Source organism: Streptomyces asoensis (genome assembly GCF_013085465.1).
Classification (GTDB): Bacteria; Actinomycetota; Actinomycetes; order Streptomycetales; family Streptomycetaceae; genus Streptomyces; species Streptomyces cacaoi_A.
Window position 1 is genome coordinate 8097890 of sequence record NZ_CP049838.1, and the last position, 26825, is coordinate 8124714.

At 69.7% G+C, this 26825-nt stretch carries 22 protein-coding genes and 1 pseudogene; 13 read left to right on the forward strand and 10 right to left on the reverse strand.

The window, feature by feature from the left end; genetic code table 11:
* Window positions 1-113: 113 nt before the first annotated feature.
* The 3 genes from G9272_RS36165 (at window position 114) to G9272_RS36175 (ending at window position 3943) form a co-directional block, all read left to right on the forward strand.
* Window positions 114-1835: a glycoside hydrolase family 6 protein gene (locus G9272_RS36165; RefSeq protein ID WP_171400428.1), complete on the forward strand. Its 1722-nt coding sequence runs from the start codon at window positions 114-116 to the stop codon at window positions 1833-1835.
* A gap of 283 nt (window positions 1836-2118) precedes the next feature.
* Window positions 2119-3066 carry a class I SAM-dependent methyltransferase gene (locus G9272_RS36170; protein WP_171400429.1) on the forward strand — a complete coding sequence of 316 codons (948 nt, stop codon included), beginning with the start codon at window positions 2119-2121 and terminating at the stop codon, window positions 3064-3066.
* A gap of 157 nt (window positions 3067-3223) precedes the next feature.
* The gene (locus G9272_RS36175) at window positions 3224-3943 is read left to right on the forward strand and encodes an SDR family oxidoreductase (RefSeq protein ID WP_171400430.1); all 720 of its coding nucleotides are present in this window, start codon (window positions 3224-3226) and stop codon (window positions 3941-3943) included.
* 67 nt (window positions 3944-4010) lie between these two features.
* Here the strand turns inward: G9272_RS36175 and G9272_RS36180 are convergent, their stop codons facing one another.
* The 3 genes from G9272_RS36180 to G9272_RS36190 all read right to left on the reverse strand — a co-directional run bounded on the left by G9272_RS36180 (window position 4011) and on the right by G9272_RS36190 (window position 8627).
* A complete protein-coding gene (locus G9272_RS36180) occupies window positions 4011-4847 on the reverse strand; it encodes an aldo/keto reductase (protein WP_171400431.1) in 837 nt (278 codons plus the stop codon).
* Between the two features lie 169 nt (window positions 4848-5016).
* Window positions 5017-6843, reverse strand: a complete 1827-nt coding sequence (locus G9272_RS36185; RefSeq protein WP_171400432.1) for an AMP-dependent synthetase/ligase — start codon at window positions 6841-6843, stop codon at window positions 5017-5019.
* Window positions 6844-7127: 284 nt separating this feature from the next.
* Complete coding sequence (locus tag G9272_RS36190) at window positions 7128-8627, reverse strand: MFS transporter (RefSeq protein ID WP_171400433.1); 1500 nt, start codon at window positions 8625-8627, stop codon at window positions 7128-7130.
* Between the two features lie 125 nt (window positions 8628-8752).
* Between G9272_RS36190 and G9272_RS36195 the strand changes: the two genes are divergently transcribed.
* Window positions 8753-9742 carry an Lrp/AsnC family transcriptional regulator gene (locus tag G9272_RS36195; RefSeq protein WP_171400434.1) on the forward strand — a complete coding sequence of 330 codons (990 nt, stop codon included), beginning with the start codon at window positions 8753-8755 and terminating at the stop codon, window positions 9740-9742.
* A gap of 157 nt (window positions 9743-9899) precedes the next feature.
* On the opposite strand, the gene G9272_RS36200 is transcribed toward G9272_RS36195, so the two are convergent.
* Window positions 9900-10811 (reverse strand): LysR substrate-binding domain-containing protein, encoded by a 912-nt coding sequence (locus tag G9272_RS36200; RefSeq protein WP_171400435.1) that lies wholly within the window; start codon window positions 10809-10811, stop codon window positions 9900-9902.
* 180 nt (window positions 10812-10991) lie between these two features.
* Here G9272_RS36200 and G9272_RS36205 point away from each other — a divergent pair, with 180 nt between their 5' ends.
* A complete protein-coding gene (locus tag G9272_RS36205; protein WP_171402324.1) occupies window positions 10992-11984 on the forward strand; it encodes a bile acid:sodium symporter family protein in 993 nt (330 codons plus the stop codon).
* 166 nt (window positions 11985-12150) lie between these two features.
* Here G9272_RS36205 and G9272_RS36210 read toward each other — a convergent pair whose 3' ends face one another.
* On the reverse strand, window positions 12151-13068 hold the full coding sequence (locus G9272_RS36210) for a quinone oxidoreductase family protein (RefSeq protein ID WP_171400436.1): 918 nt from the start codon (window positions 13066-13068) through the stop codon (window positions 12151-12153).
* 83 nt (window positions 13069-13151) lie between these two features.
* Between G9272_RS36210 and G9272_RS36215 the strand changes: the two genes are divergently transcribed.
* Both G9272_RS36215 and G9272_RS36220 read left to right on the forward strand, forming a co-directional pair.
* Entirely contained in the window at window positions 13152-13589 is a 438-nt protein-coding gene (locus G9272_RS36215; RefSeq protein WP_171400437.1) for a MarR family winged helix-turn-helix transcriptional regulator, read from the forward strand.
* 19 nt (window positions 13590-13608) lie between these two features.
* A complete protein-coding gene (locus G9272_RS36220) occupies window positions 13609-14136 on the forward strand; it encodes an isochorismatase family protein (RefSeq protein WP_171400438.1) in 528 nt (175 codons plus the stop codon).
* Window positions 14137-14208: 72 nt separating this feature from the next.
* Here the strand turns inward: G9272_RS36220 and fdhD are convergent, their stop codons facing one another.
* Genes fdhD through G9272_RS36245 form a run of 5 tightly spaced genes read right to left on the reverse strand, consistent with a single transcriptional unit; the run spans window position 14209 to window position 20695 of the window.
* Entirely contained in the window at window positions 14209-15057 is an 849-nt protein-coding gene (gene fdhD / locus G9272_RS36225) for a formate dehydrogenase accessory sulfurtransferase FdhD (RefSeq protein WP_171400439.1), read from the reverse strand.
* Window positions 15058-15064: 7 nt separating this feature from the next.
* Window positions 15065-15925 (reverse strand): 2Fe-2S iron-sulfur cluster-binding protein, encoded by an 861-nt coding sequence (locus G9272_RS36230; protein ID WP_171400440.1) that lies wholly within the window; start codon window positions 15923-15925, stop codon window positions 15065-15067.
* Window positions 15926-15953: 28 nt separating this feature from the next.
* Complete coding sequence (locus G9272_RS36235) at window positions 15954-17777, reverse strand: NAD(P)H-dependent oxidoreductase subunit E (protein WP_171400441.1); 1824 nt, start codon at window positions 17775-17777, stop codon at window positions 15954-15956.
* A 4-nt stretch (window positions 17778-17781) separates the two neighbouring features.
* Complete coding sequence (locus G9272_RS36240) at window positions 17782-19707, reverse strand: molybdopterin oxidoreductase family protein (protein WP_171400442.1); 1926 nt, start codon at window positions 19705-19707, stop codon at window positions 17782-17784.
* A 16-nt stretch (window positions 19708-19723) separates the two neighbouring features.
* Window positions 19724-20695, reverse strand: coding sequence for a 2-dehydropantoate 2-reductase (locus G9272_RS36245; protein ID WP_171400443.1), 972 nt, complete (start codon window positions 20693-20695; stop codon window positions 19724-19726).
* Window positions 20696-20985: 290 nt separating this feature from the next.
* Here G9272_RS36245 and G9272_RS36250 point away from each other — a divergent pair, with 290 nt between their 5' ends.
* From G9272_RS36250 to G9272_RS46485, 6 genes and pseudogenes are all read left to right on the forward strand, one after another.
* Window positions 20986-22323 carry an OFA family MFS transporter gene (locus tag G9272_RS36250; RefSeq protein ID WP_171400444.1) on the forward strand — a complete coding sequence of 446 codons (1338 nt, stop codon included), beginning with the start codon at window positions 20986-20988 and terminating at the stop codon, window positions 22321-22323.
* A complete protein-coding gene (locus G9272_RS36255) occupies window positions 22289-22426 on the forward strand; it encodes an MFS transporter small subunit (RefSeq protein ID WP_171400445.1) in 138 nt (45 codons plus the stop codon). The genes G9272_RS36250 and G9272_RS36255 overlap by 35 nt, the downstream gene beginning before the upstream one ends.
* Window positions 22427-22614: 188 nt before the next feature.
* A complete protein-coding gene (locus G9272_RS36260) occupies window positions 22615-23562 on the forward strand; it encodes a beta-ketoacyl-ACP synthase III (protein WP_171400446.1) in 948 nt (315 codons plus the stop codon).
* A 227-nt stretch (window positions 23563-23789) separates the two neighbouring features.
* Window positions 23790-24467, forward strand: coding sequence for a GntR family transcriptional regulator (locus G9272_RS36265; RefSeq protein ID WP_171400447.1), 678 nt, complete (start codon window positions 23790-23792; stop codon window positions 24465-24467).
* A 195-nt stretch (window positions 24468-24662) separates the two neighbouring features.
* Window positions 24663-25844: an ROK family transcriptional regulator gene (locus tag G9272_RS36270; RefSeq protein WP_171400448.1), complete on the forward strand. Its 1182-nt coding sequence runs from the start codon at window positions 24663-24665 to the stop codon at window positions 25842-25844.
* A gap of 149 nt (window positions 25845-25993) precedes the next feature.
* Window positions 25994-26758 (forward strand): annotated as a pseudogene (locus tag G9272_RS46485) (ATP-binding cassette domain-containing protein); the annotation flags it as partial.
* Between the last annotated feature and the right edge of the window lie 67 nt (window positions 26759-26825).

The window sequence follows — 26825 nt, forward strand, 5'->3', positions numbered from 1 at the left end:
CAGCCGAGTCGGGCCGCCGGGCCGAAACCCGCTCTGGTCGACCGCAACTGACCACCGATCAGAACCACCGAAGGAAACGGACACCACCCGCAACCGAGAAGGAACCCGCACTCATGAGCCGTAGCAGAACAGCGGTACTCGCCGCGCTGGCGCTGGTCGCCGGCGCCTCCGGGACGGCGCTCGCCGTCGTCCCCGGCGATCCGGGCATCGCCGCCATCCCGTGCAGCGTCGACTACAAGGTGCAGAACGACTGGGGTACCGGCTTCACCGCCGCCGTCACCGTCACCAACAACTCGGCCGCGAAGTCGAGTTGGTCGGTGAAGTGGGCGTACGCCGGAACCCAGAAGGTCACCAACGGGTGGAACGCGAAGGTCACCCAGTCCGGTACGGCGGTCACCGCCAACAACGAGACCTACAACGGGACGCTGGCGACCGGCGGTTCGGTCAGCTTCGGATTCCAGGGCACCTACAGCGGCACCAACGCGATCCCGACGACGTTCACCCTCGACGGCGTGACCTGCAACGTCGACAGCGGTACGGGTGGCCCCACCGACCCGGGCCCGACCGACCCCGGCACCCCGTCCGCCAAGGTGGACAACCCCTACTCCGGCGCCAAGGTGTACGTGAACCCCGAATGGTCGGCGAAGGCCGCCGCCGAGACGGGCGGCAGTCGCATCTCCAACCAGCCGACCGGAGTCTGGCTCGACCGTATCGCCGCCATCAGCGGAGTGAACGGCGGCATGGGTCTGCGCGCCCACCTCGACGCGGCCCTCGCCCAGAAGGGCAGCGGCGAGGAGGTCGTCCAGCTGGTCGTCTACGACCTTCCCGGACGTGACTGCGCCGCCCTCGCCTCCAACGGCGAGCTCGGCCCGACGGAGATCGACAAGTACAAGACGCAGTTCATCGACCCGATCGCGACGATCCTCGCCGACAGCAAGTACGCCGGCCTGCGGATCGTCACCACCATCGAGATCGACTCGCTGCCCAACCTCGTCACCAACACGGGCAGCCGGCCCACCGCCACCGCGGCCTGCGACACCATGAAGGCCAACGGCAACTACGTGAAGGGTGTCGGTTACGCGCTGGACAAGCTCGGCGCGATCCCCAACGTCTACAACTACATCGACGCCGGTCACCACGGCTGGCTCGGCTGGGACGACAACTTCGCCCCCTCCGCCCAGCTCTTCTACCAGGCGGCCACCGCCGAGGGCGCGACCGTCGACGACGTGCACGGCTTCATCACCAACACGGCGAACTACAGCGCTCTGAAGGAGAACAACTTCACCATCAACGACTCGGTGGCCGGCAAGTCGGTCCGTGAGTCCAAGTGGGTGGACTGGAACCGGTACGTCGACGAGCAGTCGTACGCCCAGGCCTTCCGCAACCAGCTGGTCACCGCGGGCTTCAGGTCGAACATCGGCATGCTGATCGACACCTCCCGCAACGGGTGGGGCGGCAGCGCCCGGCCCGCCGGTCCGGGTGCGACGACCAGCGTGGACACCTATGTCGACGGCGGCCGTTACGACCGTCGCATCCACATCGGCAACTGGTGCAACCAGTCCGGCGCCGGCCTCGGCGAGCGCCCGCAGGCCGCACCGGCCGCCGGGATCGACGCGTACGTGTGGATGAAGCCGCCGGGCGAGTCCGACGGTTCCAGCTCCGCCATCGCGAACGACGAGGGCAAGGGCTTCGACCGGATGTGCGACCCCACGTACACGGGCAACCCGCGCAACGGAAACAACCTGTCGGGCGCCCTGGCGAACGCGCCGCTGTCCGGGCAATGGTTCTCGGCACAGTTCCAGCAGTTGATGCAGAACGCGTACCCGCCGCTGTAGGTCGGTGGGCCGATACGCGAGTCGCTCCGCACGGCAGTGAGGTGAGGCGACGGTGATCCGTCGGGGTCGGTGGTCGGCCCTCCCGGGCCGGACCGACCCCGGCGGTCGCGAACTCCACCGGCGAGCAGTTCCTGTCCGGTCGCTCCAGCTCGTCGGGAGCGGCCGGACAGGCGCGATCCGGCTTGCCGTCAGCATCCCGTTTTTTGCCGCACCGGCAACAAAGGTGGCCCCGGACCGGTGCGTCGGCGCACGCTGACGGCACACCGGACGAGAGGCTGACACCATGGCGCACCACCCGCACGAGTCCCACGGCGACCAGCACGCCCCGGGCCAAGGCCACACCCCCGGCCCTGCGCATGGCCACGACCACGGTCACGGCGACGGCACCGACATCGACTGGGCCGAGATGGCCCCGCATCTCGAAGCCCAGGCCGAACTGTTCACGCCCCTGTACGAGCGGGCCCTGTCCTGGCTCGGGAAGGAGGTGACCGAGCCGGGGCTGATCGTGGACGTGGGCAGTGGCCCCGGGGTCGTCTCCTGTCTGTTCGCCGAGACGTTCTCCGGTGCGCGGGTCACGGCGGTCGACGGTTCCGCGCCACTGCTGGAGCGGGCGCAGCAGCGAGCCGACCGGCTCGGGTTCGGCGACCGTTTCGACACCTTGGCCGGTGAACTCCCCGATGTGCTCACCGATTTGGACTACCCGGCCGATCTGCTGTGGGCCAGCCGCAGTCTGCATCACCTGGGCGACCAGCGCGCCGCTCTGGCCGCCTTCGCGGAGCGCCTCGCGCCCGGCGGCACGCTGGCGATCATGGAGGGCGGTCTGCCGGCCCGGTTCCTGCCGCGAGACCTCGGCTTCGGGCGACCCGGCCTGGAAGCACGGCTCGACGCGCTACAGGAGGAGTGGTTCGCGCGGATGAGGGCCGACCTGCCCGGCTCCGTCGAGGAGGCCGAGGACTGGACGGCGTTGCTCGGCGCGGCCGGTCTGAAGCATGCCCGCTCCCGCAGCTTCCTGCTCGATCTGCCCGCGCCCGCCTCCGACCGGGCCCGCGCCTACATCGCCGCGTTCCTGTCGCGGCTGCGGGACGTCTTCGGTGACACCCTCGGCGCCGACGACCGGGCTGTGCTGGACCGGCTGCTCGACCCGCAGGACGAGGCGGGCGTGCACCGCAGGACGGACGTGTTCGTGCTCGCGGCGCATACCGTGCACACGGCGGTGAAGCCGGTCCAGTAGACGGCCCGGTGGTCAAGTCGGCCTGACAGGACTTGACTTGGAGAGCGCTCCAAGTGATGGACTGCGTGCCGCGCACCGTACGTCGAGCAACGAGCAACACAACCCAGCCGACGTACGCGGCCAGCACGCGCAGCCGACGCAATGGGGGGGGCACACCATGAGCAACGTATCGGGCACTTCGGATTCTCCGGTCGCACTGATCACCGGCGGTGGCAGCGGTATCGGCGCCGCCGTCGCGCGACAGCTGCTGGACGCCGGGTACCGGGTCACGGTCACCGGCCGCGGCGAGGAGCGGCTGCGCTCCTTCGCCGCGGAACTCGGTGAGCCGAAGGGGTTGCTGACGGTGGCCGGGAACGCGGCCGACTACGACTGTGTACAGTCGGCGGTCGACCGTACGCTCGAGGCGTACGGTCGACTGGATACAGTCGTCGCCAACGCGGGGACCGCCACCCATGACTCGGTCGCCGAGGGTGACCCGGCCGGGTGGACCGACATGGTCCTGACGAACGTACTCGGCCCCGCGCTCCTCATCCGGGCGTCGATCGACGCGCTGAAGGAGTCCCGGGGACGGATCGTGCTGGTCGGCAGTGTCGCCGGCTTCGTGCCCACCCCGGGCAACCTCTACGGGGCGACGAAGTGGGCGGTGACCGGCCTCGCGGAGAACACCCGCCGCCAGGTCACCGAGTGGGGTGTCGGCGTGACGCTGATCGCGCCCGGCCGGGTGGAGACCCCCTTCTGGGACAGTTACGGCAGCCTGCCGCCCGGGCACCTGCTGACCGCCGACCAGATCGCCGACTCCGTCGTGTGGGCCATCGGGCAGCCGGCGGGCGTCGACATCAACACCGTCGTCGTACGACCGATCGGGCAGCCCAACTGACGAGCCTGCCGACGCGTCGAGGGCGCCCCCCCCGAGCGGGGGGCGCCCTCGACGCGTGCGGGGAAACTCAGCCGACGTCGAACGTCGCCGGGTCCGGACCGATGCGCCGGTCCTCGTTGAGGGCGCTGATCGCCGCCAGGTCCTCGGTGTCCAGGCTGAAGTCGAACACGTCGATGTTCTCCTTGATCCGCGACGGCGTCACGGACTTCGGGATCACGACGTTGCCGAGCTGGAGGTGCCAGCGCAGCACGACCTGTGCCGGGGTGCGGTTGTGCTTCTGGGCGATGGCCACGATCGCCGGGACCTCGAGGAGGCCCTTGCCCTGCCCGAGCGGGGACCAGGCCTCGGTGGCGATGCCCTGCTCCGCGTGGAACTCGCGCGAGGCGTGCTGCTGGAGGTGCGGGTGCAGCTCGATCTGGTTGACGGCCGGGATGACCGACGTCTCGCCGATCAGCCGCTCCAGATGCTCGGGCAGGAAGTTCGACACGCCGATGGCCCGCACCCGGCCGTCCGCGAGGAGCTTCTCGAACGCCTTGTACGTGTCCACGTAGCCGTCGCGGGAGGGCAGCGGCCAGTGGATGAGGTACAGGTCCAGGTAGTCCAGGCCGAGCTTCTCCAGCGAGGTGTCGAACGCGCGGAGCGTCGAGTCGTACCCGTGGTCGCTGTTCCAGAGCTTGGTGGTGACGAAGATGTCCTTGCGGGGCACGCCGGAGGAGGTGATGGCCTTGCCGGTGCCCTCCTCGTTGCCGTAGATCGCCGCTGTGTCGATGCTGCGGTACCCGGCCTCCAGCGCGGTGGCGACCGCCTGCTCCGCCTCGTCGTCCGGCACCTGCCAGACACCGAAGCCCAGCTGGGGCATCTCCACGCCGTTGTTGAGGATGATCGGGGGGACCTTGCTGCTCACGAGCTCTTGATCCTTCGGTTGTCCGTCAAAGTGGTACTCCCATCGTCAACGATCACGGCGAGTGATGCATTCCTGACCCCCGAATTCGTCTCGGGAGCCGGTTTCGAGAGCCCGCCTCGCCCGTGTCGGGAGCACGTCGGAAACGTGTTTCACGCCGCCGTCGGAAACCTTACGAGCGGTACAGCGCGTCGACCTCGTTCGCGTAAGCGTTTTCGATCGCTTTGCGCTTCAGCTTCAGCGACGGGGTCAGCAGTCCGTGCTCCTCCGTGAAGGGCTGGGCGAGGATGCGGAAGGTGCGGATCGACTCGGCCTTCGAAACCAGCGTGTTGGCCGCTACGACGGATCGGCGCACCTCCGCCTCCAGATCCGGGTCGCTCACCAGCTCGACCGGCGTCAGCTGCGGTTTGTTGCGCATCTGAAGCCAGTGCTCGACGGCCTCCTGGTCGAGGGTGACGAGGGCGGCGACGAACGGCCGGTCGTTGCCGACGACGATGCACTGGTTGACCAGCGGATGATCACGTACCCGCTCCTCCAACAGCCCCGGCGAGACGCTCTTGCCGCCGGAGGTCACCAGGATCTCCTTCTTGCGGCCGGTAATGGTGAGGTAACCGTCTTCGTCGAGTGATCCCAGGTCGCCGGTGGCCAGCCAGCCGTCGTGCAGGGTCTCGTCGGTGGCCTTGGGATTGTTGAGATAGCCCTGGAACACGTTTCCGCCGCGCAGCCAGATCTCGCCGTCGTCCGCGATGTGCACGGTCATGCCGGGGATGGCCTGGCCGACCGTGCCGTACCTGGTGCGTCCGGGGGGGTTGGCGGTCGCGGCCGCCGTCGTCTCGGTCAGGCCGTAGCCCTCGTAGATCTGCACCCCCGCGCCGGCGAAGAACAGGCCGAGCTTGCGGTCCATGGCCGAGCCGCCGGACATGGCGTGCCGCACCCGGCCGCCCATCGCCGCGCGCACCTTGGAGTAGACGAGCTTGTCGAACAGCTGGTGCTGCATACGCAGACCCGCCGAAGGGCCGGGCCCGATGCCCCACGCCTTCGCCTCGACCGCCTCGGCGTAGTTCACGGCCACGTCGACGGCCTTCTCGAACGGTCCCGCCTTGCCTTCCCGCTCCGCTTTGCGGCGGGCCGCGTTGAAGACCTTCTCGAAGATGTACGGCACGGCCAGGAAGAACGACGGTCTGAAAGCGGCCAGGTCGGGGAGCAGGGCGGCCGCGTGCAGCTGGGGCTGGTGGCCGAAACGGACCTTGCCGCGGATCGCGGCGATCTGCACCATCCGCCCGAAGACGTGCGCGAGCGGCAGGAACAGCAGGGTCGCCGCCTCGTCGCCCTTCTTGGAGTGGAACACCGGCTCCCAGCGCTCGATGACGGTGTCCGCCTCGAACATGAAGTTGCCGTGCGAGATGACACAGCCCTTGGGCCGGCCCGTCGTACCCGAGGTATAGATGATCGTCGCGGTCGAGTCGGGGGTAACCGCTTCCCGGTGCCGGTGCACCACGTCGTCCTCGATGGCGGCGCCGGCGTCGTACAGCTCCTGCACGCAGCCCGAGTCCAGCTGCCACAGCTGCCGCAGTCGGGGGAGGCGGTCGATGACGGTGGCGATCGTCATCGCGTGGTCCTCGTGCTCGACGATCGCGGCCGTGCACTCGGCGTCGTAGAGCATCCAGAAACACTGCTCGGCCGAGGAGGTCGAGTAGACCGGTATCACCTGGGCGCCGATCGTCCACAGGGCGAAGTCGAAGAGCGTCCACTCGTAGCGGGTGCGGGACATGATCGCGACGCGGTCGCCGAAGCGGATGCCCTGCGCGAGGAGACCCTTGGCAAGGGCGAGGACCTCGTCGCGGAACTCACCGGCGGTCACGTCCCGCCACTCGCCCCCCTCGTCCTTGCGGCCGAGAGCGACGTAGTGCGGGTCCTCCTGGGCGTGCCGGAACACGACGTCGGCCAGACCGCCCACCGGCGGTGCCAACGCCAACGGAGGGTTGGTGAACTCGCGCAAACCCGCACCCCGCTTCTCATGGCCGCACAGCGCCGTGAAAGCTACCCCACCCGGCGACGGGAGGGGAGGGGGGCGGAAAACGAGTGATGCTCTCGTCTGCGCTGGTCAGTGCCGGAAAATGGGCTCACATGGGGAAGGGTCGGACAGAAAACTGACGGAAGAGTAAGTTTCGGCACCGTAATCTCCACCGAATCTGCCCGTACCGCTTACTCTGCCCGCGCCTTCCGAGGCCCGTCACCGCCCGCGCCGCTCAACCCCTGCCGAGATCACGGGCGGGGGCGCCGTCACGGCCGGGGAGCCGCCCCTTCCTTCGACAGCGCGGTCGTATCCGTTTCCGTCGTTCCGGCCACGGCCACGCGCGGCGGCCTGACCAGGACGAGGACGAGCGCCGCGGCGACCAGGCCCGCGCAGCCCGCCGTCACCAGCGCCGCGTCGAGCCCGGAGGCGAACGCGGACCGCAGGGTGTGCTCGGAGAACGTGCCCCGCAGCGCACCGGCGCCACCGCCCGCCAGCGCGTGGGAAGCGTCGTGCGGGAGGGTGTCGGTCATCCGGGAGGTCACCACGGTGCCGAAGACCGCCACCCCGAGGGCGTACCCGAGCTGCCGAACGGTGTTCACGGCTCCGCCCGCCATGCCGGCCCGCGCCGGTTCCACCGCGGCCAGCGCGGCCCCTGCGACGGTAGGCGCGACGAAACCGGTTCCTATGCCCACCAACACGAACCCGGGCACCAACGCCGTCCAGTCCGAACCGGCGCCGAGCACGGCCTGGCAGAAACAGCCCGCGCCGATCAGCAGGAGTCCGCCGCCGATGGTCAGCCGCGCAGGAACGCCGTGGAACCGCTTGCCCACCACGACCGCCGTGACCATGGCCGCCACCGTCATCGGCAGCAGCGTGAGTCCACCGCGCACCGGACTCATCCCCAGCAGCGTCTGCATCCAGATGGACAGGTACGGCGTCACTCCGAACGCCACGCCGTTGAAGGCGAGCGCGCCCACCATCACCCCCACGAACGCGGGCCTGCGCAGCAGCGACAGGTCGAGCAGCGGATGCGCCGCCCGCCGCTCCGCCAGCACGAAGCACACCAGCGCGAGTGCGGCGAGCCCGAACGAGGTCAGCGTCGCCGACGCCGTCCAGCCGTCCTCACCGGCCCGCACGACGGCGTACGCCGTCCCGCCCGCGAAGACCGCGAAGGTCGCCGTGCCCGCCCAGTCGACCCGCATCCCGCGCGGCCCCCTGGACTCCGGCACCGCCTTCAGCGTCAGCCACACCGCGACCACACTCACCGGCAGGTTCACATAGAAGATCCATCGCCAGCCGGGCCCCTCGGCCAGCAGCCCGCCCAGCACCGGCCCGACCGCCGCGGCCGCGCCGCTCACCGCGCCCCACACGCCGAGGGCAGCCGACCGTTGTCGGCCCTGGTAGACCGAGCCGAGCAGCGGCAACGTCGTCGCCAGCATCGCGGCCGCTCCCACCCCCTGAAGTGCCCGAGCGGCGACGAGGGTGTCCGGCCCGCTCGCCAGCCCGCACAGCAGCGACGCCGTCGCGAACACCACCACCCCCACCACGTGCGCCCGGCGGCGCCCCAGGATGTCGGCGGTGGCCCCGGCCCCCAACAGCAGCGCGGCCAGCGCGAGCGCGTACCCGTCGACGACCCATTGCAGATCGCTCAACGAGGCGTGCAACGCCCGCGCCATGTCCGGCAGCGCCACGATCACGATCGTCACGTCCAGCAACAACATGAACGTGCCCAGGCACACCGCTGTCAGCGGCCCCCATGTGCGCATGTCCCACTCCTCGATATTTCCTCTGCGATGGATGCGAAGCGCTCCGTACGATGGACGAGACGCGGCCGATCACCGTGGTATCCGGTGCGCTGTCGACGGAATCCGACGGAGAGAGGTCGGTGGAGATGGAATTCCACGCCCACGGCACGCTGGACGGACTGGACCTCCGGTTGCTCGCGGCGCTGGAGGTGGACGGGCGGGCCTCCTTCAGCAAGATCGGCGGGGTCCTGGGCGTCTCGGACCAGACGGTCGCGCGTCGCTACCGCCGGCTCAGCGCCGAGGCCGGCCTGAGGGTCGTCGCCGTCCGGGACGCGGAACGCCTCGGCCAGGACCAGTGGATGCTGCGCCTGCGCTGCGTTCCCGACAGCGCCACGGTCATCGCCGACGCGCTCGCCAAACGCCCCGACACCTACTGGATCGGGCTGGGCTCAGGCGGCACCGAGATCGTCTGCATGACCCGGCCCCGCCATCCCGGCGACCACGACGACCTGCTCCTCGGCAAGCTCCCGCGCACCCCGAGCGTCGTGGAGATCCGCGCCCAGCAACTCCTCCACCGCTTCTACGGCGGGCCGACCGGTTGGTTGCGGAAGTTCGGTGTACTGGACAAAGAGCAGATCGCTGTCCTCACGCCGCGCCACGAGGCGAACGCGACGGCGGGGCCGGCCCGTATCGAACCCGAGGACGAACCTCTGCTCGCTGTGTTGGAACGCGACGGCCGCGCCACCTATCCCGAACTCCAACGCGCCACCGGCCGCTCCGAGTCCGCCGTCAAACGCCGCCTGGCCGCACTGCTCGCTTCGGGTGCCGTCTACATCGACGTCGAGTACCACTCCGAGTTCCTCGGCTACCCCCTCGCCGCCGTCCTGTGGATCACCACGGCGCCCGCCGCCATGCACGCGGTCGGGCAGGCGCTCGCCACCCACGACGAGATCGCCTTCGCCTCGGCCACGGCCGGCCCCTCCCACATCGTCGTCACGGCGGTGGTTCGGGGCACGGCGGGCCTCTATGCCTACCTCAGCGGGCCTCTGGGGCGCCTGGAGGGCGTCCAGCACGTGGAGACGACGCCGTTCATGCGGCGGGTGAAGCAGCTGACGTATCAGCAGGCTGGGCGGTAGGCGGTAGGCGGTAGGCGGTAGGCGGTAGGCGGTAGGCGGTAGGCAGTGGGCGTAGGGGCGGGCTGCCGTCGTCGGTATGTGGAATTCGGTATGCAATATGCGACACATTGCATACCGGACACGGCATGCCGCATGCCGCATGCGGTGTGCCGGACATTCAGCCGGCGCCGCCTCCCGGCAGGTCGAGCCGTCGACCGGGTCCTGTCACCCGTCGGTGCAGCCGGTCGCCGCCCGCCAGGATCGCCGCCGCCAGTGCGTCCGCGGCACCCTGGGCCGAGGTGCGTCTGCGCCCGTGCACCAGCACGAAGTCGACCTGCCCCAGCTCCGGCAGCCCAGCCCGTTCCGGGATCCGCACCAGGCCCGGCGGGATCAGGCCTCGCGAGTGGGCCATCACGCCGAGGCCGGCCCGGGCCGCCGCGATGAGGCCGTTGAGGCTGCCGCTCGTGCATACGATCCGCCAGGCCCGCCCCTGACGTTCCAGCGCTTCCAGGGCCAGGGCGCGGGTGATGCCAGGAGGCGGGAACACGATGAGCGGGACCGGGCGGTCGGCGTCCAGACGCAGCCGCTCAGCGCCGATCCACACCAGGCCGTCGTGCCACACCAACTCCCCCCGAGGATCCTCGGGGCGTCTCTTGGCCAGCACCAGGTCCAGTTTCCCGGCGGCGAGCTGCTCGTGCAGGGTGCCCGACAGTTCCACCGTCAGTTCGAGGTCGACCTCGGGATGGTCGTAGCGGAAGCCCTCCAGGATCTCTGGCAGCCGGGTCAGTACGAAGTCCTCGGAGGCGCCGAAGCGCAGCCGGCCACGCAGCCGGGTGCCGGTGAAGAACGCCGAGGCCTGCTCGTGGACGTCCAGGATCCGGCGCGCGAACCCGAGCATCGCCTCGCCGTCCTCCGTCAGCTCCACGGAGTGCGTGTCCCGGGTGAACAGCGCCCGCCCGGTCGCGTCCTCGAGGCGTCGTACGTGCTGGCTGACCGTGGACTGACGCAGTCCGAGCCGCCGCGCGGCCTGCGTGAAGCTCAGGGTCTGGGCGACGGCGAGGAAAGTACGCAGATGGGAGGGCTCGTACACGCCCGCCACAGTAGCCCTTCAGCGCTTTGTTATCGCGATGTGTGATGACAGTGAAAGCGGTATACCGGATTCCCGATCACGATACGGAGGAGGACGATGGGGAGGGGCTCTCCGAGCCCCTGCGCACGCCCATCGAACCGCACGTGGAGCACCGTGAAACGCCTGCACTGGCCGAGTTGGATGCCGGTCGACCCCTACATCCTGCTGTTGCTCGGCACCGTCGGGTTCGCGGCGCTGCTCCCGGCGCGCGGTGCCGCCGCCGACGTGGCCTCGGGCGCTTCCACGGCCGCGATCGCCTTCCTCTTCTTCCTCTACGGTGCCCGGCTCTCCACCCGCGAGGCGCTGGACGGGCTGAAGCACTGGCGGCTCCACGTGACCGTCCTGGCCTGCACCTTCCTGATCTTCCCGCTGCTGGGCCTGGCCGCGCGCGGCCTTGTTCCAGTGCTCCTCACCCACCCGCTCTACCAGGGGCTGCTCTTCCTCACCCTCGTGCCGTCGACCGTCCAGTCGTCGATCGCCTTCACCTCCATCGCCCGGGGCAACGTGCCCGCCGCGATCTGTGCGGGCTCCTTCTCCTCGCTGGTCGGCATCGTCGTCACCCCGCTGCTCGCGGCGGCCCTGCTCGGCAGCAGCGGCGGTGGCTTCTCCGCTGACTCGCTGGTCGAGATCGTGGTGCAACTGCTCGTGCCGTTCGTCGCGGGACAGCTGCTGCGCCGTTGGATCGGCGGGTTCGTCACCCGGCACAAGAAGGTGCTCGGGCTCGTCGACCGAGGCTCGATCCTCCTGGTCGTCTACACGGCGTTCAGCGAGGGCATGGTCCAGGGCATCTGGCACCAGGTGAGCGCCGTACGGCTGGGTGGGCTGCTCATAGTCGAGGCCGTGCTGCTCGCGGTGATGCTCGTCCTGACCTGGTACGGCAGCAAGGCGCTGCGGTTCAACCGCGAGGATCGCATCGCCATCCAGTTCGCGGGCTCCAAGAAGTCCCTCGCCTCCGGGCTGCCGATGGCAAGCGTCCTGTTCGGCGCGCATGCGTCCCTGGCGGTGCTGCCGCTGATGCTCTTCCATCAGATGCAGCTGATGGTGTGCGCGGTCATCGCCAAACGCCGGGCGAGGGATCCGCTGGAAGCGTCCCGGGAACCTGTCGACGAGAGGGCGCCGGCAGCGGCGTCGTGAGATTGTCGCCGGTCGCCGGTCGCCGGTCGCCGGTCGCCGGTCGCCGGTCGCCGGTCGCCGGTCGCCGGTCGCCGGTCGCCGGTCGCCTGTAGACAGTCGGCGGCGGTCCGTGGGCGACAGTATGCAATGTGCGGTCGACCGCGTCCGGGCTTCCGTCGACCTCAGCTCACGGCACCAGAACGACCTTGCCCAAATTGGCCCGTGACTCGATCGTCGCGTGCGCATCGGCGGCGTCCTCCAGGGCGAACTTCTTGTGCACGACCGGCTTGAGCGCCCCGTCCTCGAACAGGTGCCACAGTTCTCGGCGCCACCGCTCGTACAACTCCGGCTTCCCGCGTGCGATGTGGGCCATCTGGAAGCCGATCACGGACTTGGCGCCCACCAGCAGGTCGTACGCCTGGATCGTCCCGCCGCCGGAGCTGTACGCCACGAGTCGTCCGCCGGGCGCGAGGGACGCGATGGCGGGCGTGAGCAGCTCGCCGCCGACCGCGTCGAGGGCGTAGTCGACGCGGACGCCCCAGTCGTCCTGGTCGTAGGTGACCACGTCGTCGGCGCCCAGTGCCCTCACGAAGTCGGACTTCGCGGGGTCGGACACGGCGCCCACGACGCGGGTCGCGCCGCGTGTCCGTGCGAGCTGCACGGCGAGGTGGCCGACCCCGCTCGCCGCGGCGGTGACGAGGGCCGCCTCGCCGGGTTCGGGTCGCGCGGCGGTGAGGGCACCCAGCGCGACCAGGCCGCTGCGCACCAGGGCGACCGCGCCGACCGCGTCGGCGTCGTCCGGGACGGGGGAGGCCATGACCTCGTGCAGGAGCGCGAAGTCGGCGTAGCCGTGGCCGAAACACAGGCCGGTCACGCGCTCGCCGGCCCGGAATCGGGTGACCCCGCCCCCGACGGCCACCACCTCGCCGGCGAGCTCGCCCCCGAGCGGAATCGGTTCCGCGGCCTCCGCGACCTTACGGACGACGGGGAGGGTGACGCCTATCGCCTCGCAGCGCAAGAGGAGTTCGTCGGGACCCGGTTCGGGGACAGGCACCTCCTCCAGGAACAGGGGGCCGCCGGTGGAGCCGTATCGGACGCGGCGCATCGCACCTCCAGAACTCGTTGGGAGTCCCAACGGTATCCGGAGTTTCATTGGGGCGTCCAATGAATTATCGGTAGGGTGTGACCATGCCCGAAGCGCCCCTGTCCGCCATTCGCTCGTTGCCCAGCTGGCTCCTGGGCCGGGCTGCCGCCCGGGGTCGCGCCCTGGTGGCCGAAGCCCTCGCTGTCGAGGGCATCAAGATGTGGCACCACGTGGTGCTCTCCGCCGTTCGTGACCTCGCCCCTGTCGCCCAGGCCGACCTCGGCCGCAGTGTCGGACTGGACCCGAAAGACCTGGTCGGCATCCTCAACGACCTACAGTCCGCGGGACTCGCCGTGCGCGAACCGGATCCGAACGACCGCCGGAAGAACGCGGTGTCACTCACCGAAGAGGGGCAACGGGTGCTCCGGCGCTGCGAGAAGGCTGCCCGGGAGGCGAACGAGGCGCTGCTCGCCCCGCTCTCCGCCGCCGAACGCGACCACTTCATGGGAATGTTGATCCGGATTTCCGGTACGGAAGGCTGACGGCGGATAACGTTCCGTCATGACCGAAGCTCTCCCACTCGTCCCCGCGCGCAGCGCCCTCGTCCTCGTCGATCTGATGGACCGCATCGTCGCGTTGCCCCTGGAGCCCCGCAAGGGAACCGAAGTCCTGTCTGTCGCGGAGGAGTTGGCTGCGGCGTTCCGCTCGGCCGGCGCGCTCGTCGTGCTCGTCCGCGTCGAACGCCCCGGCGTCGCCGAGCAACCGCCCGGCAGCGGGTTGGTCCAAGGGCTGCACCAGGACGGCGACTTGGAGATCGTCAAGCGGACGATCGGCGCCTTCCAGGGGACCGGCCTGGACGATCGACTCCGCGAACACGGTGTGACGACCCTCGTGTTCGGCGGCATCGCCACCAACCTCGGTGTCGAGTCCACGGCTCGTGCCGCCGGCGACCTCGGTTACGAACTGGTCTTCGTCGAGGACGCGATGTCCGCTCTCACCGGGGCCGAACACGAGGCTTCGGTAAAGCTGGACTTCCCTCGACTGGGGACCGTGGCGCGCGCGACCGACGTGCGATTCACGAGCGACTGAGGCGGGGCCCCTGCGGCGCAGGGGGCGCTCCCCGCCGGCCGGGGCCCCGCCGCCGTGCCGCGGGGAACCGGGTCAGCCCTGGGCGGCCGCGGTCCGCAGGGTGATGCGGTCCTCACCCGCGTACACGTTCATGGAACTGCCCCGCAGGAAGCCCACCAGCGTCAGCCCGGTCTCCGCGGCCAGATCCACGGCCAGGGAGGAGGGCGCCGAGACCGCCGCGAGCACCGGGATGCCCGCCATCACGGCCTTCTGCGCCAGCTCGAACGAGGCCCGCCCCGACACCAGCAGGATCGTCCGCGACAGGGGTAGCTCCCCGCTCTGGAGGGCCCGGCCGACCAGCTTGTCGACCGCGTTGTGCCGCCCCACGTCCTCGCGTACGTCCAGCAGCTCGCCGTCCTCGGAGAACAGGGCCGCCGCGTGGAGCCCCCCGGTCCGGTCGAAGACTCGCTGGGCCGCGCGAAGCCGGTCGGGGAGGCTCACGAGCAGTTCGGGTGCGATCCGGAGCGGGGGAGTGTCGGCGATGGGCCAGCGGGCCGTCGTGCGGACCGCGTCCAGGCTCGCCTTGCCGCACAGACCGCAGGAGGAGGTGGTGTAGACGTTCCGCTCGAGGGTGATGTCGGGCATCGTCACGCCGGGGGCCGTCCGCACGTCCACGATGTTGTAGGTGTTGGAGCCGTCGACCGTTGCGCCCGCGCAGTAGACAATATTCAGTAGATCGGATGCGGCGGCCAGTACGCCTTCGCTGACCAGGAAACCGGCCGCCAGTGCGAAGTCGTCACCGGGCGTGCGCATGGTGATGGCCAGCGGCTTGCCGTTGAGCCGGATCTCCAGTGGCTCCTCGGCGACCAGGGTGTCCGGCCGGGCGGAGACCACCCCGTCCCTGATGCGGATCACCTTGCGTCGTTCGGTGACTCGTCCCATGTCGTGATCAGCCCCGGTTCTGTACGTGCTGGTAGCCGAAGCGGCCCTTGATGCAGAGATTCCCGTGGGTCACCGGGTTGTCGTGCGGTGAGGTGACCTTCACGATCTCATTGTCCTGCACATGGAGCGTGAGGTTGCAGCCCACCCCGCAGTAAGCGCATACGGTCGTGGTCTGTGTCTGAACTGATTCGTCCCAGTTTCCGGCCACTCGCCGGTCGTACTCGGACTTGAACGACAGCGCTCCGGTCGGGCACACCTCGATGCAGTTTCCGCAGTACACGCACGCCGAGTCGGTCAGCGGGGCGTCGTGCTCGACGGCGATCCGGGCGTCGAAACCACGTCCCGAAACAGAGATCGCGAAGGTGTTCTGCCACTGGTCACCGCAGGCGTCCACGCACTTGTAGCAGAGGATGCACTTGTCGTAATCGCGTACATACAGATCGTTGTCGATCTTCGGTTCCTCGTTCAGCCGGGCCGCGGCGGGGCCGAAACGATCCGGCTTCGCGTCGTACTCCTTGATCCATCCCGCAACCATTGGTGTCGTGGACAGGTCGACCGAGGACGCGAGCAGCTCGAGAACTATCTTGCGACTGTGCCGGGCGCGCTCGGTGTCGGTGCGAACCTCCATGCCGGGCTCCGCCCTGCGCGAGCACGCCGGCACCAGGGTCCGAGAGCCCTCGACCTCCACGACGCAGACCCGGCAGGCGTTCTTCGGGGTGAGCGTGTCGCCCTGGCACAGGGTCGGGACGTCCTTCCCGGCGGCCCGGCAGGCGTCGAGGATCGTCGATCCCTCGGGAACCCTGGCCTCCTGCCCGTCGATCGTGAACTCCACCAGCCGACGCGGCACCCCCAGCGCTATCGCGGTCATACGGCGGCTCCTGTGCGGACGGTCGCGGTCATTCGTACGCCCCCAGACGGTCGATGGCGGATTCCACGGCGTTCCACGCGGTCTGGCCCAGGCCGCAGATCGAGGCGTCCCGCATGGCGCGGCCGACCTCGCGCAGCAGGGCGATGTCGTCGGCGGCGTCGGCGCCGGTCCGCTCCACGATCCGGTGCAACGCCTCCTCCTGCCGCACGGTCCCGACCCGGCAGGGCACGCACTGCCCGCACGACTCGTCCCGGAAGAACTCGGCGATGCGCAACAGCAGTCGGGGCATCGGGACGGTGTCGTCGAAGGCCATCACGACCCCCGAACCGAGCGTCGTGCCCGCCTCCCGGGTGCCCTCGAAGGTCAGCGGGACGTCCAGGTCGTCGGGCCGTACGAAGCCGCCGGCCGCGCCGCCGAGCAGTACGGCACGCAAGTTCTCGCGGACCCCGGCGAGAGCGAGAAGTTCACCCAGCGTCGCTCCGAAGGGGAGTTCGTACACGCCGGGGTGCTCGACGGTGCCCGACACGCAGAACAGCTTGGGGCCGGTGGACCTGGGCGTGCCGATCGCCGCGTAGGCCGGAGCGCCCATGGTGAGGATCGGCAGGACGTTGACCAGTGTCTCCACGTTGTTCTCGACCGTCGGCTTGCCGAACAGGCCCTTCTCCACGGGGAACGGAGGCTTCGAGCGGGGCTCGCCCCGGTACCCCTCGATGGAGTTGAACAGGGCCGTCTCCTCGCCGCAGATGTACGCGCCGGCGCCCCGCCGGATCTCGATGTCGAAGGCGTAACCCTGGCCGAGGATGTCATCGCCGAGGAGACCGCGAGCGCGTGCACAGTCGACCGCATATTGCATACGGTGCAGGGCGCGCGGATACTCGCCGCGGAGGTACAGGTACCCCTTGTGCGCGCCGACCGCGTACGCCGCGACCGTCATCGCCTCCACCAGCGCGTACGGGTCGCCCTCCATGAGCACGCGGTCCTTGAAGGTGCCCGGCTCGGACTCGTCCGCGTTGCACACCAGGTAGTGCGGATGGTCGGGCTGGGACGCCGTGGCCTGCCACTTGCGGCCGGTGGGGAAGGCGGCGCCGCCGCGACCGAGCAGGCCGGAGTCGGTGACCTCGCGGATGATCCCTGAGGGACCGAGCGCGAAGGCGCGGCGCAGGGCCGTGTAGCCGCCGTGAGCCCGGTAGTCGTCGAGCGACGACGGATCGACCACGCCGACCCGGTTCAGCAGGATCAGCGACGGGTCCCCGGCCTGGGGCACCGCGCCCGCCGCAGGCCGCTCCTCGGGCGCCGAGTCGGGGGCGCTCGCGGCGAGTACGGCCGCCTCGACGCTCGCCGGCGCCGACACCGCCGTACGCACCGGATTGCCCGCCTTGACCGCGAGCGCGGCCGGGGCGCGCTCGCACAGGCCGAGGCAGGGGCTGCGCTCGACGGACACCCCACTGCCCACCCCCAGGCGTGACTCGATCCCGGCACACAGTCCGGAGGCGCCCGCGGCGGCGCAGGCGAGGTCTGTGCACACGTGGAGCACGGTGGCCGGCCGTGGCTCGACCGAGAACATCGCATAGAAGGTGGCGACGCCGTACGCCTCCGCCGGGGGCACGGTCAGGCGGCGGCACAGGTAGTCGAGGGCGCCCTCGCTGATCCAGCCGATTCGGTCGTTGATCGCGTGCAGCCCCGGTAGCAGCAGGTCGCGACGGTCCCGGGCCTCGCGTCCGCCCCGCGCCCACCGCAGGTCCGCGTCGGAACGGTCGGCGCCCTCCCACGAGGACTGCGGTGGGCCGAACAGGGCGTCCACGGCCGCCCGTTCGTCGTCCGTCGGTTTGCTGTCGCCGAAGTGCAGGTCCACGACATCACCTCACGTAGGTCGGGGCCGGGAGCTTCTCGATCCGGATCGCCGACGCCTTGAACTCCGCCGTCCCCGCGATCGGGCAATTCGCCTCGATCGTCAGCTGGTTGGTGTCCACCTCGTCGGGAAAGTGCATGGTCATGAAGGCGAGCCCGGGCCGCAGGGCGGTGTCGATCCACACCGGGGCGACCACGGACCCGCGCCGTGAGCTCACCCTGACCTCCTCGCCGACGACGATCCCGTAGTGCTCGGCGTCCTCCGGGCACAGCTCGACGTACTCGCCGCGTCGTAGGGGAGAGGCGAAACTCCCGCTTTGCACACCGGTGTTGTAGGAGTCGAGTCGCCGCCCGGTCGTCAGTCTGATCGGGTACTCCTCGTCCGTGAGGTCGACCGGCGGATCGTGCTGGACGATCCCGAACGGCGCGCGCCTGCCTCGCCGTTCCGGCTCCCTCTCCCACAACCTGCCGTGCAGATGGGCGGGTTCGATGCCGTCGGTGCTCGGGCACGGCCATTGGATGCCCTGATGCTTCTCCAGCCGGTCGTACGTCATCCCGTAGTGGTCCGGGGACACCGACCTGAGCTCGTTCCAGACGGCCTCGGCGTCCGCGTACTTCCATTCGTGACCGAGCCGTGTCGCCAGGTCGCAGAGGATGTCGATGTCCTCGCGCGCCTCGCCGGGCGGCGTCACGGCGCGCCGTACCCGCTGAACTCGCCTCTCACTGTTGGTGGTTGTGCCGTCGGTCTCCGCCCAGCCTGCTGTGGCGGGCAGTACCACGTCCGCCAGCTCGGCGGTCTTCGTGAGGAAGATGTCCTGCACGACGAGGAAGTCGAGGGACCGCATACGGCGTACGGCCTGCTCGCTGTCCGCCTCCGACTGGGCCGGGTTCTCGCCGATGCAATAGACCGCCTTGAGCGAGCCTTCCTCCATCGCCTCGAACATCTCCGTGAGGTTCAGTCCGTAGTGCGGCTGGATGACGGTGTCCCAGGCCGACTCGAACCTCAGCCGGGCATCGGGGTCGAGGATGTCCTGGAATCCGGGGAGGCGGTTGGGGATCGCGCCCATGTCGCCACCGCCCTGGACGTTGTTCTGCCCGCGCAGGGGCTGGAGGCCGGAGCCGTAGCGGCCCACGTGCCCGGTCAGCAGCGAGAGGTTGATGAGCGCGCGCACGTTGTCCGTGCCGTTGTGGTGCTCGGTGATGCCGAGGGTCCAGCACAGTTGGGCACGCTCGGCGCGGGCATAGGCATGCGCCAACTCCCTTATGGCAGCGGCCGGTACGCCTGTCACCTTTTCCGCGAGGGACAGTGTCCAGGGTTCCACGAGCGCCTTGTACGCCTCGAAGTCGCTGGTCGCGCGTTCCACGAACGCCTCGTTGGCGAGGCCCGCGTGGATGATCTCGCGGCCGATGGCGTGCGCCATCGGGATGTCCGTGCCGACGTTGAGTCCGAGCCAGCTGTCCGCCCACTCGGCGGTGGACGTCCGGCGCGGGTCGACCGCGTACATCCGGGCGCCGTTCCTGACCCCCTTCAGCACATGCTGGAAGAAGATCGGATGCGCGAAACGCGCGTTGGACCCCCACATCACGATGACGTCGGTGTGCTCGATCTCCTCGTACGACGACGTCCCGCCGCCGGAGCCGAAGGCGGCCGACAGGCCGGCCACGCTCGGCGCGTGGCAGGTCCGGTTGCATGAATCGACGTTGTTGGTGCCCATGACGACCCGGGCGAACTTCTGCGCCACGTAGTTCATCTCGTTGGTCGCGCGGGCACAGGAGAACATGCCGAACGCGCCGCGGTTGCGCTGGAGGCCCCGCGCGGTGCGCTCCAACGCCTCTTCCCAACTCGCCTCGCGAAAAGGTTCGTTGCGGGAGTCCCTGATGAGCGGTCGGGTGAGCCGGGTGTAGGTCTTCGGGGTCCGGTCGCGTTTCCTCATGCGTGCTCCCCAGCGATCATGCGGCGCTCCTCAGTGCGAGCAGGTCCGAGATGGCGTGCACGGTGCGCAGGGTGGGCACTTCCACGCCGGTGATCTCCGCCAACTCGACGACGGCCGCCAGGAGTACGTCGAGTTCGAGCGGCTTGCCGCGCTCCAGGTCCTGGAGCGTGGAGGTGCGGTGATCGCCGACCCTCTCCGCGCCCGCGAGCCGACGCTCGATCGAGACGCCCACCTCGCAGCCCAGGGCCTCGGCGACCGTGAGCGTCTCGCGCATCATCGTCTCGATGACCTGGCGGGTACCGCCGTGCAGGCACATCTGCCGCATGGTGGCGCGGGCCAGCGCGCTGATCGGATTGAAGGAGATGTTGCCCAGCAGCTTGAGCCAGATGTCGTTGCGCAGAGCCGGTTCCACCGGGCATTTCAGCCCGCCGGCCTGCATGGCCTCGCTGAAGGCCAGACAGCGGGTCGAGACACTGCGGTCGGGCTCACCGACGGAGAACCGGGTTCCTTCCAAGTGGCGTACTACGCCCGGCCCTTCGAGCTCGGTGGCCGCGTAGACCACGCAGCCGACGGCCCGTTCGGGCGCGATCACCGCACTGACCGCGCCGTCCGGATCCACACTCTCGACACGCAGCCCGTCGTAAGGGCCGTCGTGGCGGTGGAAGTACCACCAGGGGATGCCGTTCTGGGCGGCGACCACCGCGGTGGAGTCGTGCAGCAGGGGCTCGATCAGCGGCCCGCACGCCGCGTACGAGTTGGCCTTGAGGCCCAGGAAGACGACGTCGACCGGGCCGATCTCGCCCGGGTCGTCGGTGGCGTGGGCGCGGGCGGTGAAGTCGCCGCGAGGACTGAGCACCCGCACCCCGTCCCGCCTCATGGCCGCGAGATGCGGTCCACGGGCGACGAGATGCACGTCGGCGCCGGCGCGGTGGAGCGCTGCACCGACGTAGGCGCCGATCGCACCGGCGCCGAGGACTGCGACTTTCATTGCGAGGGAGCTCCGTTCGGTCGAGGGTACCGAGGAACTGTCGAATCCTGTCGACGAAATATTGTCTACAGTATGGAGGTTGGGGCGGCAAGAGTTCGCGCAGCGTCCGAGACGGTTCGCAGCAAGCCCCGGGGGCAGCGTCGGAAGGAACGAGGCCCCGGGAACGGCTTTGGAAGCGGTTACGGAAACCGGTCGGTCCGACCGTTCGGCGCAGCCTGAATACCGTTCACCGCATACTGTCGACGCGCCGCCTTTTCAACGCCCGCACCGGTTCCTACCGTTCAGGACTCATGAGTCCCCCTGTCGCACCGGCCGGCTGGAGCCGCTGGCTCGTCCCCCCGGCCGCTCTCTCGGTCCATCTCTCCATCGGCCAGGCCTACGCGTGGTCCGTGTTCAAGCCACCGCTGGAATCCGCGCTCGGCCTCAGCGGCACCCAGAGCGCGCTCCCGTTCCAGCTCGCCATCGTCATGCTCGGCCTGTCCGCCGCCTTCGGCGGCACGCTGGTCGAGCGCAACGGACCGCGCTGGGCGATGACCGTCGCCCTGGTCTGCTTCTCGTCCGGCTTCCTGATCTCCGCGCTCGGAGCCGCCACCGAGCAGTACTGGCTGATCGTCCTCGGCTACGGCTTCGTCGGTGGAATCGGCCTCGGTATCGGTTACATCTCTCCCGTCTCCACCTTGATCAAGTGGTTCCCGGACCGGCCCGGTATGGCCACCGGCATCGCCATCATGGGCTTCGGCGGGGGCGCGCTCATCGCCTCGCCCTGGTCGGCGCAGATGCTGGAGTCGTTCGGATCCGACAGTTCCGGCATCGCCCTCGCGTTTCTCGTACACGGGCTTTCGTATGCGGTATTCATGACGCTGGGTGTCCTGCTGGTGCGGGTACCGCGCAGCGCGCAACCGGCGGCGGGCGGGCCCAGTGCCGTCGAGGGTGTGCAGGTCTCGGCGAGCAGGGCGGTGCGCACTCCGCAGTTCTGGTGCCTGTGGGTCGTGCTCTGCATGAACGTGACCGCGGGTATCGGCATCCTGGAGAAGGCCGCCCCGATGATCACGGACTTCTTCGCCGACACCTCCACCCCGGTCTCGGTGTCCGCGGCCGCCGGCTTCGTCGCACTGCTGTCCGCGGCGAACATGGCGGGCCGGATCGGCTGGTCGTCGACCTCCGACCTGATCGGCCGCAAGAACATCTACCGGGTGTACCTGGGCGTCGGCGCCCTGATGTACGCCCTCATCGCGCTGATCGGGGACTCGTCGAAACCCCTGTTCGTGCTGTGCGCGCTGGTGATCCTCTCCTTCTACGGCGGCGGTTTCGCGACGATCCCCGCCTATCTCAAGGACCTGTTCGGGGCCTACCAGGTCGGCGCGATCCACGGGCGGCTGCTCACCGCCTGGTCCACCGCGGGCGTGCTCGGTCCGCTGATCGTGAACTGGATCGCCGACCGCCAGGAGGACGCCGGAAAGCACGGCTCGTCCCTGTACACCCTGTCCCTGTTCATCATGATCGGGCTGCTGGCCGTCGGCTTCGTCGCCAACGAACTCGTCCGGCCCGTCCACGCCCGCCACCACCACGTCCCCGCCCAGAGGGAGGCCGCCGATGTCGAACGACAGCAGCCCGAGTCCGCAGCCTGACCGGCGGCCACTGATCGCCCTCGCCTGGCTGTGGGTGGGCGCACCGCTCGCCTACGGGCTGTACGAGCTGGTACAGAAGGCGACGCAGCTGTTCACTAAGTAGCCAGGTAACGGCGTTTCTCGGGGGCGGGTGTTCGGCGGGTATGCGTTCTGCGGTTGCTCGGGCGTCCGAGGGCTATGGGGAAGCCGACAACCCGGGAACCGGTTTCCTGTCGCTTCACGCGCCCTCGTACCCGTGAGTCACTGATCAGACTGGTGGGTCCCTACCCAAGGCAACGAGGGGACCCCCCAATGAACGGCTCGCGCATCGCCGCCGTCGGCCACTACCAGCCCGCCAAGGTGCTCACCAACGAGGATCTGGCGAGCCTGGTCGACACCAGTGACGAGTGGATCAGGAGCCGGGTGGGCATCCGCACGCGCCACATCGCCGGCCCCGACGAGCCCGTGGACGAGCTGGCCGCGCACGCCGCCGCCAAGGCGCTCGCGGCGGCCGGCCTCGCGCCGAGTGACATCGACCTGGTGCTGGTCGCGACCTCCACGGCCGTCGACCGCTCGCCGAACATGGCAGCCCGGGTCGCCGCCCGCCTCGGCATCCCGCAGCCGGCCGCGATGGACGTCAACGTCGTCTGCGCCGGTTTCACCCACGCGCTGGCCACCGCCGACCACACCGTCCGGGCGGGCGCCGCGACCCGTGCCCTGGTCATCGGCGCCGACAAGATGTCCGAGGTGACCGACTGGAGCGACCGCACGACCTGCGTGCTCGTGGGCGACGGAGCGGGCGCGGCCGTGATCGAGTCCTGTCCCGACGGTGTGGAGCCCGGCATCTCACCGGTGCTGTGGGGCTCGCTGCCCGAGATGGGGCACGCGGTGCGTATCGAGGGGCAGCCGGCGCGGTTCGCGCAGGAGGGGCAGAGCGTCTACCGCTGGGCCACCACCCAGTTGCCGCCGCTGGCGCGACAGGCCTGCGAGCGGGCGGGTCTCACCCCCGCGGACCTCGCCGCCGTCGTCCTCCACCAGGCGAACCTGCGCATCATCGAACCCCTCGCGCAGAAGATCGGCGCCGTCAACGCGGTGGTCGCGCGTGACGTCACCGAATCGGGTAACACCTCCGCCGCCAGCATCCCGCTCGCCTTCTCCAAGCTCGTCGAGCAGGGCGCCGTCTCCACGGGGGACCCGGTACTGCTGTTCGGCTTCGGCGGCAATCTGTCGTACGCGGGACAGGTCGTGCGCTGCCCGTGAGCGGGGGTGGGACGCGATCTCGGGTGGATTCCTGCGGGTGGGGCGCGGCGTAGTGTGACGCGATCGACTGTGCCCGGCTCTGGCTACTGTGCGCCGTAGACTGTAGACGAAAGACAATCGATACTCGGCTGTAGACAGTCGATCGGCTGCGGACAGCCGAGTACGTCAATCGATATGTGGCTTTCCGGTTGCAGTTGCCCGGTGTTGCCCAGGAGGGGGACCGACCGATGTTGTCGACAGGACTGCCGCAGGGCGCGGTGCCCAAACTCGAACGCCCCGGCCCGCTGCGCGACCGCGTCTACGAGGCACTGCTCGAACTCATCACCACGCGCGCCCTCCAGCCCGGCCAGCACCTCGTCGAGAGCGAACTCGCCACGCACCTCGGCGTCTCACGGCAACCGGTGCGCGAGGCGCTCCAGCGGCTGAACACCGAGGGATGGGTGGACCTCAGGCCCGCCCAGGGCGCGTTCGTGCACGAGCCGACCGAGGAGGAGGCGGATCAACTCCTCACCGTGCGCACGCTGTTGGAGGCGGAGGCCGCGCGGCTCGCCGCAGCGCACGCGGACAAGGCCGGCATCGAAGCCCTGGACGAGATCCTGGCCCAGGGCATGCTGGCCGTGGCCGGTGACGACGTGGACACCGCAGTCGCTCTGAACGCCCGCTTCCACGCGAAGATCATCGAGCTCGCGGGCAACGCGGTACTCGCCGAACTCGCGGCCCAGGTGGACCGCCGGGTGCGCTGGTACTACACGCCGATCGCCCGGCAGCGCGGCAACCAGTCCTGGATCGAGCACCGCGACCTGATCGCCGCGATCGCCGCCCACGACGAGCAGTTGGCCACCCGGTTGATGCGTGAACACACCGAGCACACCCGGCGCTCGTATCACGACCGCCCCAAGTCCTGAGCCCTCTTGGGATACTTGTCTCACTGGGCTTCGACCTGTTTTGGGTGCGTCTGCTCCGTCCTTTGTCCTGTGAGTGGAGAAAGTTGACGGCAATCCGTGCACAGCTTCTTCCCAGGTTCGGTAGGCGCTGCTACGTTCCCTTCGAAAGCCCGACACTGGTGGCCGAACTGAGGCGGGGAGGGGCTCGTGAGACGTATGACGGCACGACCCGCGAACGCCCACCAGGCCCGTCTGCTCAAGCTGTTGCGGGACGGCGGCCCCAACTCCCGTGCCCAACTGGGTGATCAGGTCGACCTGTCGCGGTCCAAGCTGGCCGTGGAGGTGGACCGGCTCCTGGAGACGGGTCTGGTCGTGGCCGACGGACTCGCCGCGTCGCGCGGCGGCCGCCGCTCCCACAACGTCCGGCTCAACCCCGGGCTGCGCTTCCTCGGCGTCGACATCGGCGCGACCTCGGTCGACGTCGCCGTCACCAACGCCGAACTGGAGACCCTCGGACACCTCAACCAGCCCCTCGACGTACGTGAGGGTCCGGTCGCGGTCTTCGAGCAAGTCCTGTCCATGGCCGCGAAGTTGAGGGCGACGGGACTCGCCGAGGGCTTCGACGGCGCCGGCATCGGCGTACCCGGGCCGGTTCGTTTCCCCGAAGGCGTGCCGGTGGCACCGCCGATCATGCCCGGCTGGGACGGCTTCCCCGTGCGGGAGGCGCTCAGCCAGGAGCTGGGCTGCCCGGTGATGGTCGACAACGACGTGAACCTCATGGCGATGGGGGAGCAGCACGCGGGCGTCGCCCGCACCGTCGCCGACTTCCTCTGCGTCAAGATCGGCACCGGGATCGGCTGCGGCATCGTCGTCGGCGGCCATGTCTACCGCGGTACGACCGGCAGCGCGGGCGACATCGGGCACATCCAGGTCGTGCCCGACGGCCGTCCGTGCGCCTGTGGCAACCGGGGTTGCCTGGAGGCCTACTTCAGCGGCGCGGCCCTGGCCCGGGACGCGCTGGAGGCGGCCCAGCAGGGTCTCTCGGCGGAACTCGCGGCACGGCTGGCGACGAACGGCGGCCTCACCGCCGTCGATGTCGCCGCCGCGGCGGCCGCGGGAGACGCCACCTCCCTGGAGATGATCCGTGAGGGCGGCAACCGTGTCGGCCAGGTCATCGCCGGACTCGTCTCGTTCTTCAACCCCGGCCTGGTGGTGATCGGCGGCGGGGTGACCGGCCTCGGTCACACCCTGCTCGCCGCGATCCGCACCCAGGTGTACCGCCAGTCGTTGCCCCTGGCGACCGGCAACCTGCCCATCGTTCTCGGGGAGTTGGGCCCCACCGCCGGTGTCATCGGCGCGGCCCGGCTGATCAGCGACCACCTTTTCTCACCCGCGTAAGCCGCTACCCGGCACGGTCTCAGCAGCACAGCGTGCCGCTGCGCCCTGCCCTGCCCTGCCCCGCTCCGCCCGTCCCGCCTGTTCTGCCCTGAGAACAACGACTTGTTCTGCCCTGACTCCGGCCCGCACGTCCGCCGAGGGGAACCCACATGGCAACAGAACCACCCCTGCTCAGCATGTCCGGCATCACCAAGTCCTTCCCCGGAGTACGGGCGTTGGACGGCGTAGACCTCGCCGTCCAGGCCGGTGAGGTGCACTGCCTGCTCGGCCAGAACGGTGCCGGGAAGTCCACCCTCATCAAGGTTCTGGCCGGCGCCCACCAGCCCGACGACGGCGTCATCTGCTGGCAGGGCGATCCCGTCACCCTGCGCTCCCCGATCGCCGCCATGCGCCTCGGCATCGCCACCATCTACCAGGAACTCGACCTGGTGGAGCACCTGTCGGTGGCCGAGAACGTCCACTTGGGACATGAACCCACGGCCGCCGGATTCGTCGTACGGGGCAAGGTGGCGCGCGCCTCAACGAGTGCTCTGCTGAAGCGGCTTGGGCATGCCGAGATCGACCCCGCCCGGTCGGTGGGGGAGTTGTCGGCGGCACAGCAGCAGATCGTCTCCATGGCGCGGGCGCTCTCCCACGACGTACGGCTCATCGTGATGGACGAACCTTCCGCAGCGCTCGACCCCGACGAGGTCGACAATCTGTTCCGTATCGTCGGCGACCTGACCGCCGACGGAGTGGCCGTCGTCTACATCTCGCACCGGCTGGAGGAGATCCGCCGCATCGGCGACCGCGTGACCGTACTGAAGGACGGCCGCGCGGTGGCGGGTGGGCTTCCGGCGAAGACGACACCGACCCGCCAGGTCGTCGCGTTGATGACGGGGCGCAACGTCGAGTACGTCTTCCCCGAGCGGCCCTCGGGTGACGTGGTCGCCGCGACGGACAGTGCCAGGGGCGTGGCCGGCGTCGGCGCCGGGTCTGCCG

Coding starts and splice junctions, on each gene's coding strand:
- G9272_RS36165 (WP_171400428.1), top strand. CDS start 114: ATGAGCCGTAGCAGAACAGCGGTACTCGCCGCGCTGGCGCTGGTCGCC.
- G9272_RS36170 (WP_171400429.1), top strand. CDS start 2,119: ATGGCGCACCACCCGCACGAGTCCCACGGCGACCAGCACGCCCCGGGC.
- G9272_RS36175 (WP_171400430.1), top strand. CDS start 3,224: ATGAGCAACGTATCGGGCACTTCGGATTCTCCGGTCGCACTGATCACC.
- G9272_RS36190 (WP_171400433.1), bottom strand. CDS start 8,627: ATGCGCACATGGGGGCCGCTGACAGCGGTGTGCCTGGGCACGTTCATG.
- G9272_RS36195 (WP_171400434.1), top strand. CDS start 8,753: ATGGAATTCCACGCCCACGGCACGCTGGACGGACTGGACCTCCGGTTG.
- G9272_RS36205 (WP_171402324.1), top strand. CDS start 10,992: ATGCCGGTCGACCCCTACATCCTGCTGTTGCTCGGCACCGTCGGGTTC.
- G9272_RS36210 (WP_171400436.1), bottom strand. CDS start 13,068: ATGCGCCGCGTCCGATACGGCTCCACCGGCGGCCCCCTGTTCCTGGAG.
- G9272_RS36215 (WP_171400437.1), top strand. CDS start 13,152: ATGCCCGAAGCGCCCCTGTCCGCCATTCGCTCGTTGCCCAGCTGGCTC.
- G9272_RS36220 (WP_171400438.1), top strand. CDS start 13,609: ATGACCGAAGCTCTCCCACTCGTCCCCGCGCGCAGCGCCCTCGTCCTC.
- fdhD (WP_171400439.1), bottom strand. CDS start 15,057: ATGGGACGAGTCACCGAACGACGCAAGGTGATCCGCATCAGGGACGGG.
- G9272_RS36230 (WP_171400440.1), bottom strand. CDS start 15,925: ATGACCGCGATAGCGCTGGGGGTGCCGCGTCGGCTGGTGGAGTTCACG.
- G9272_RS36240 (WP_171400442.1), bottom strand. CDS start 19,707: ATGAGGAAACGCGACCGGACCCCGAAGACCTACACCCGGCTCACCCGA.
- G9272_RS36245 (WP_171400443.1), bottom strand. CDS start 20,695: ATGAAAGTCGCAGTCCTCGGCGCCGGTGCGATCGGCGCCTACGTCGGT.
- G9272_RS36250 (WP_171400444.1), top strand. CDS start 20,986: ATGAGTCCCCCTGTCGCACCGGCCGGCTGGAGCCGCTGGCTCGTCCCC.
- G9272_RS36255 (WP_171400445.1), top strand. CDS start 22,289: ATGTCGAACGACAGCAGCCCGAGTCCGCAGCCTGACCGGCGGCCACTG.
- G9272_RS36260 (WP_171400446.1), top strand. CDS start 22,615: ATGAACGGCTCGCGCATCGCCGCCGTCGGCCACTACCAGCCCGCCAAG.
- G9272_RS36265 (WP_171400447.1), top strand. CDS start 23,790: ATGTTGTCGACAGGACTGCCGCAGGGCGCGGTGCCCAAACTCGAACGC.
- G9272_RS36270 (WP_171400448.1), top strand. CDS start 24,663: ATGACGGCACGACCCGCGAACGCCCACCAGGCCCGTCTGCTCAAGCTG.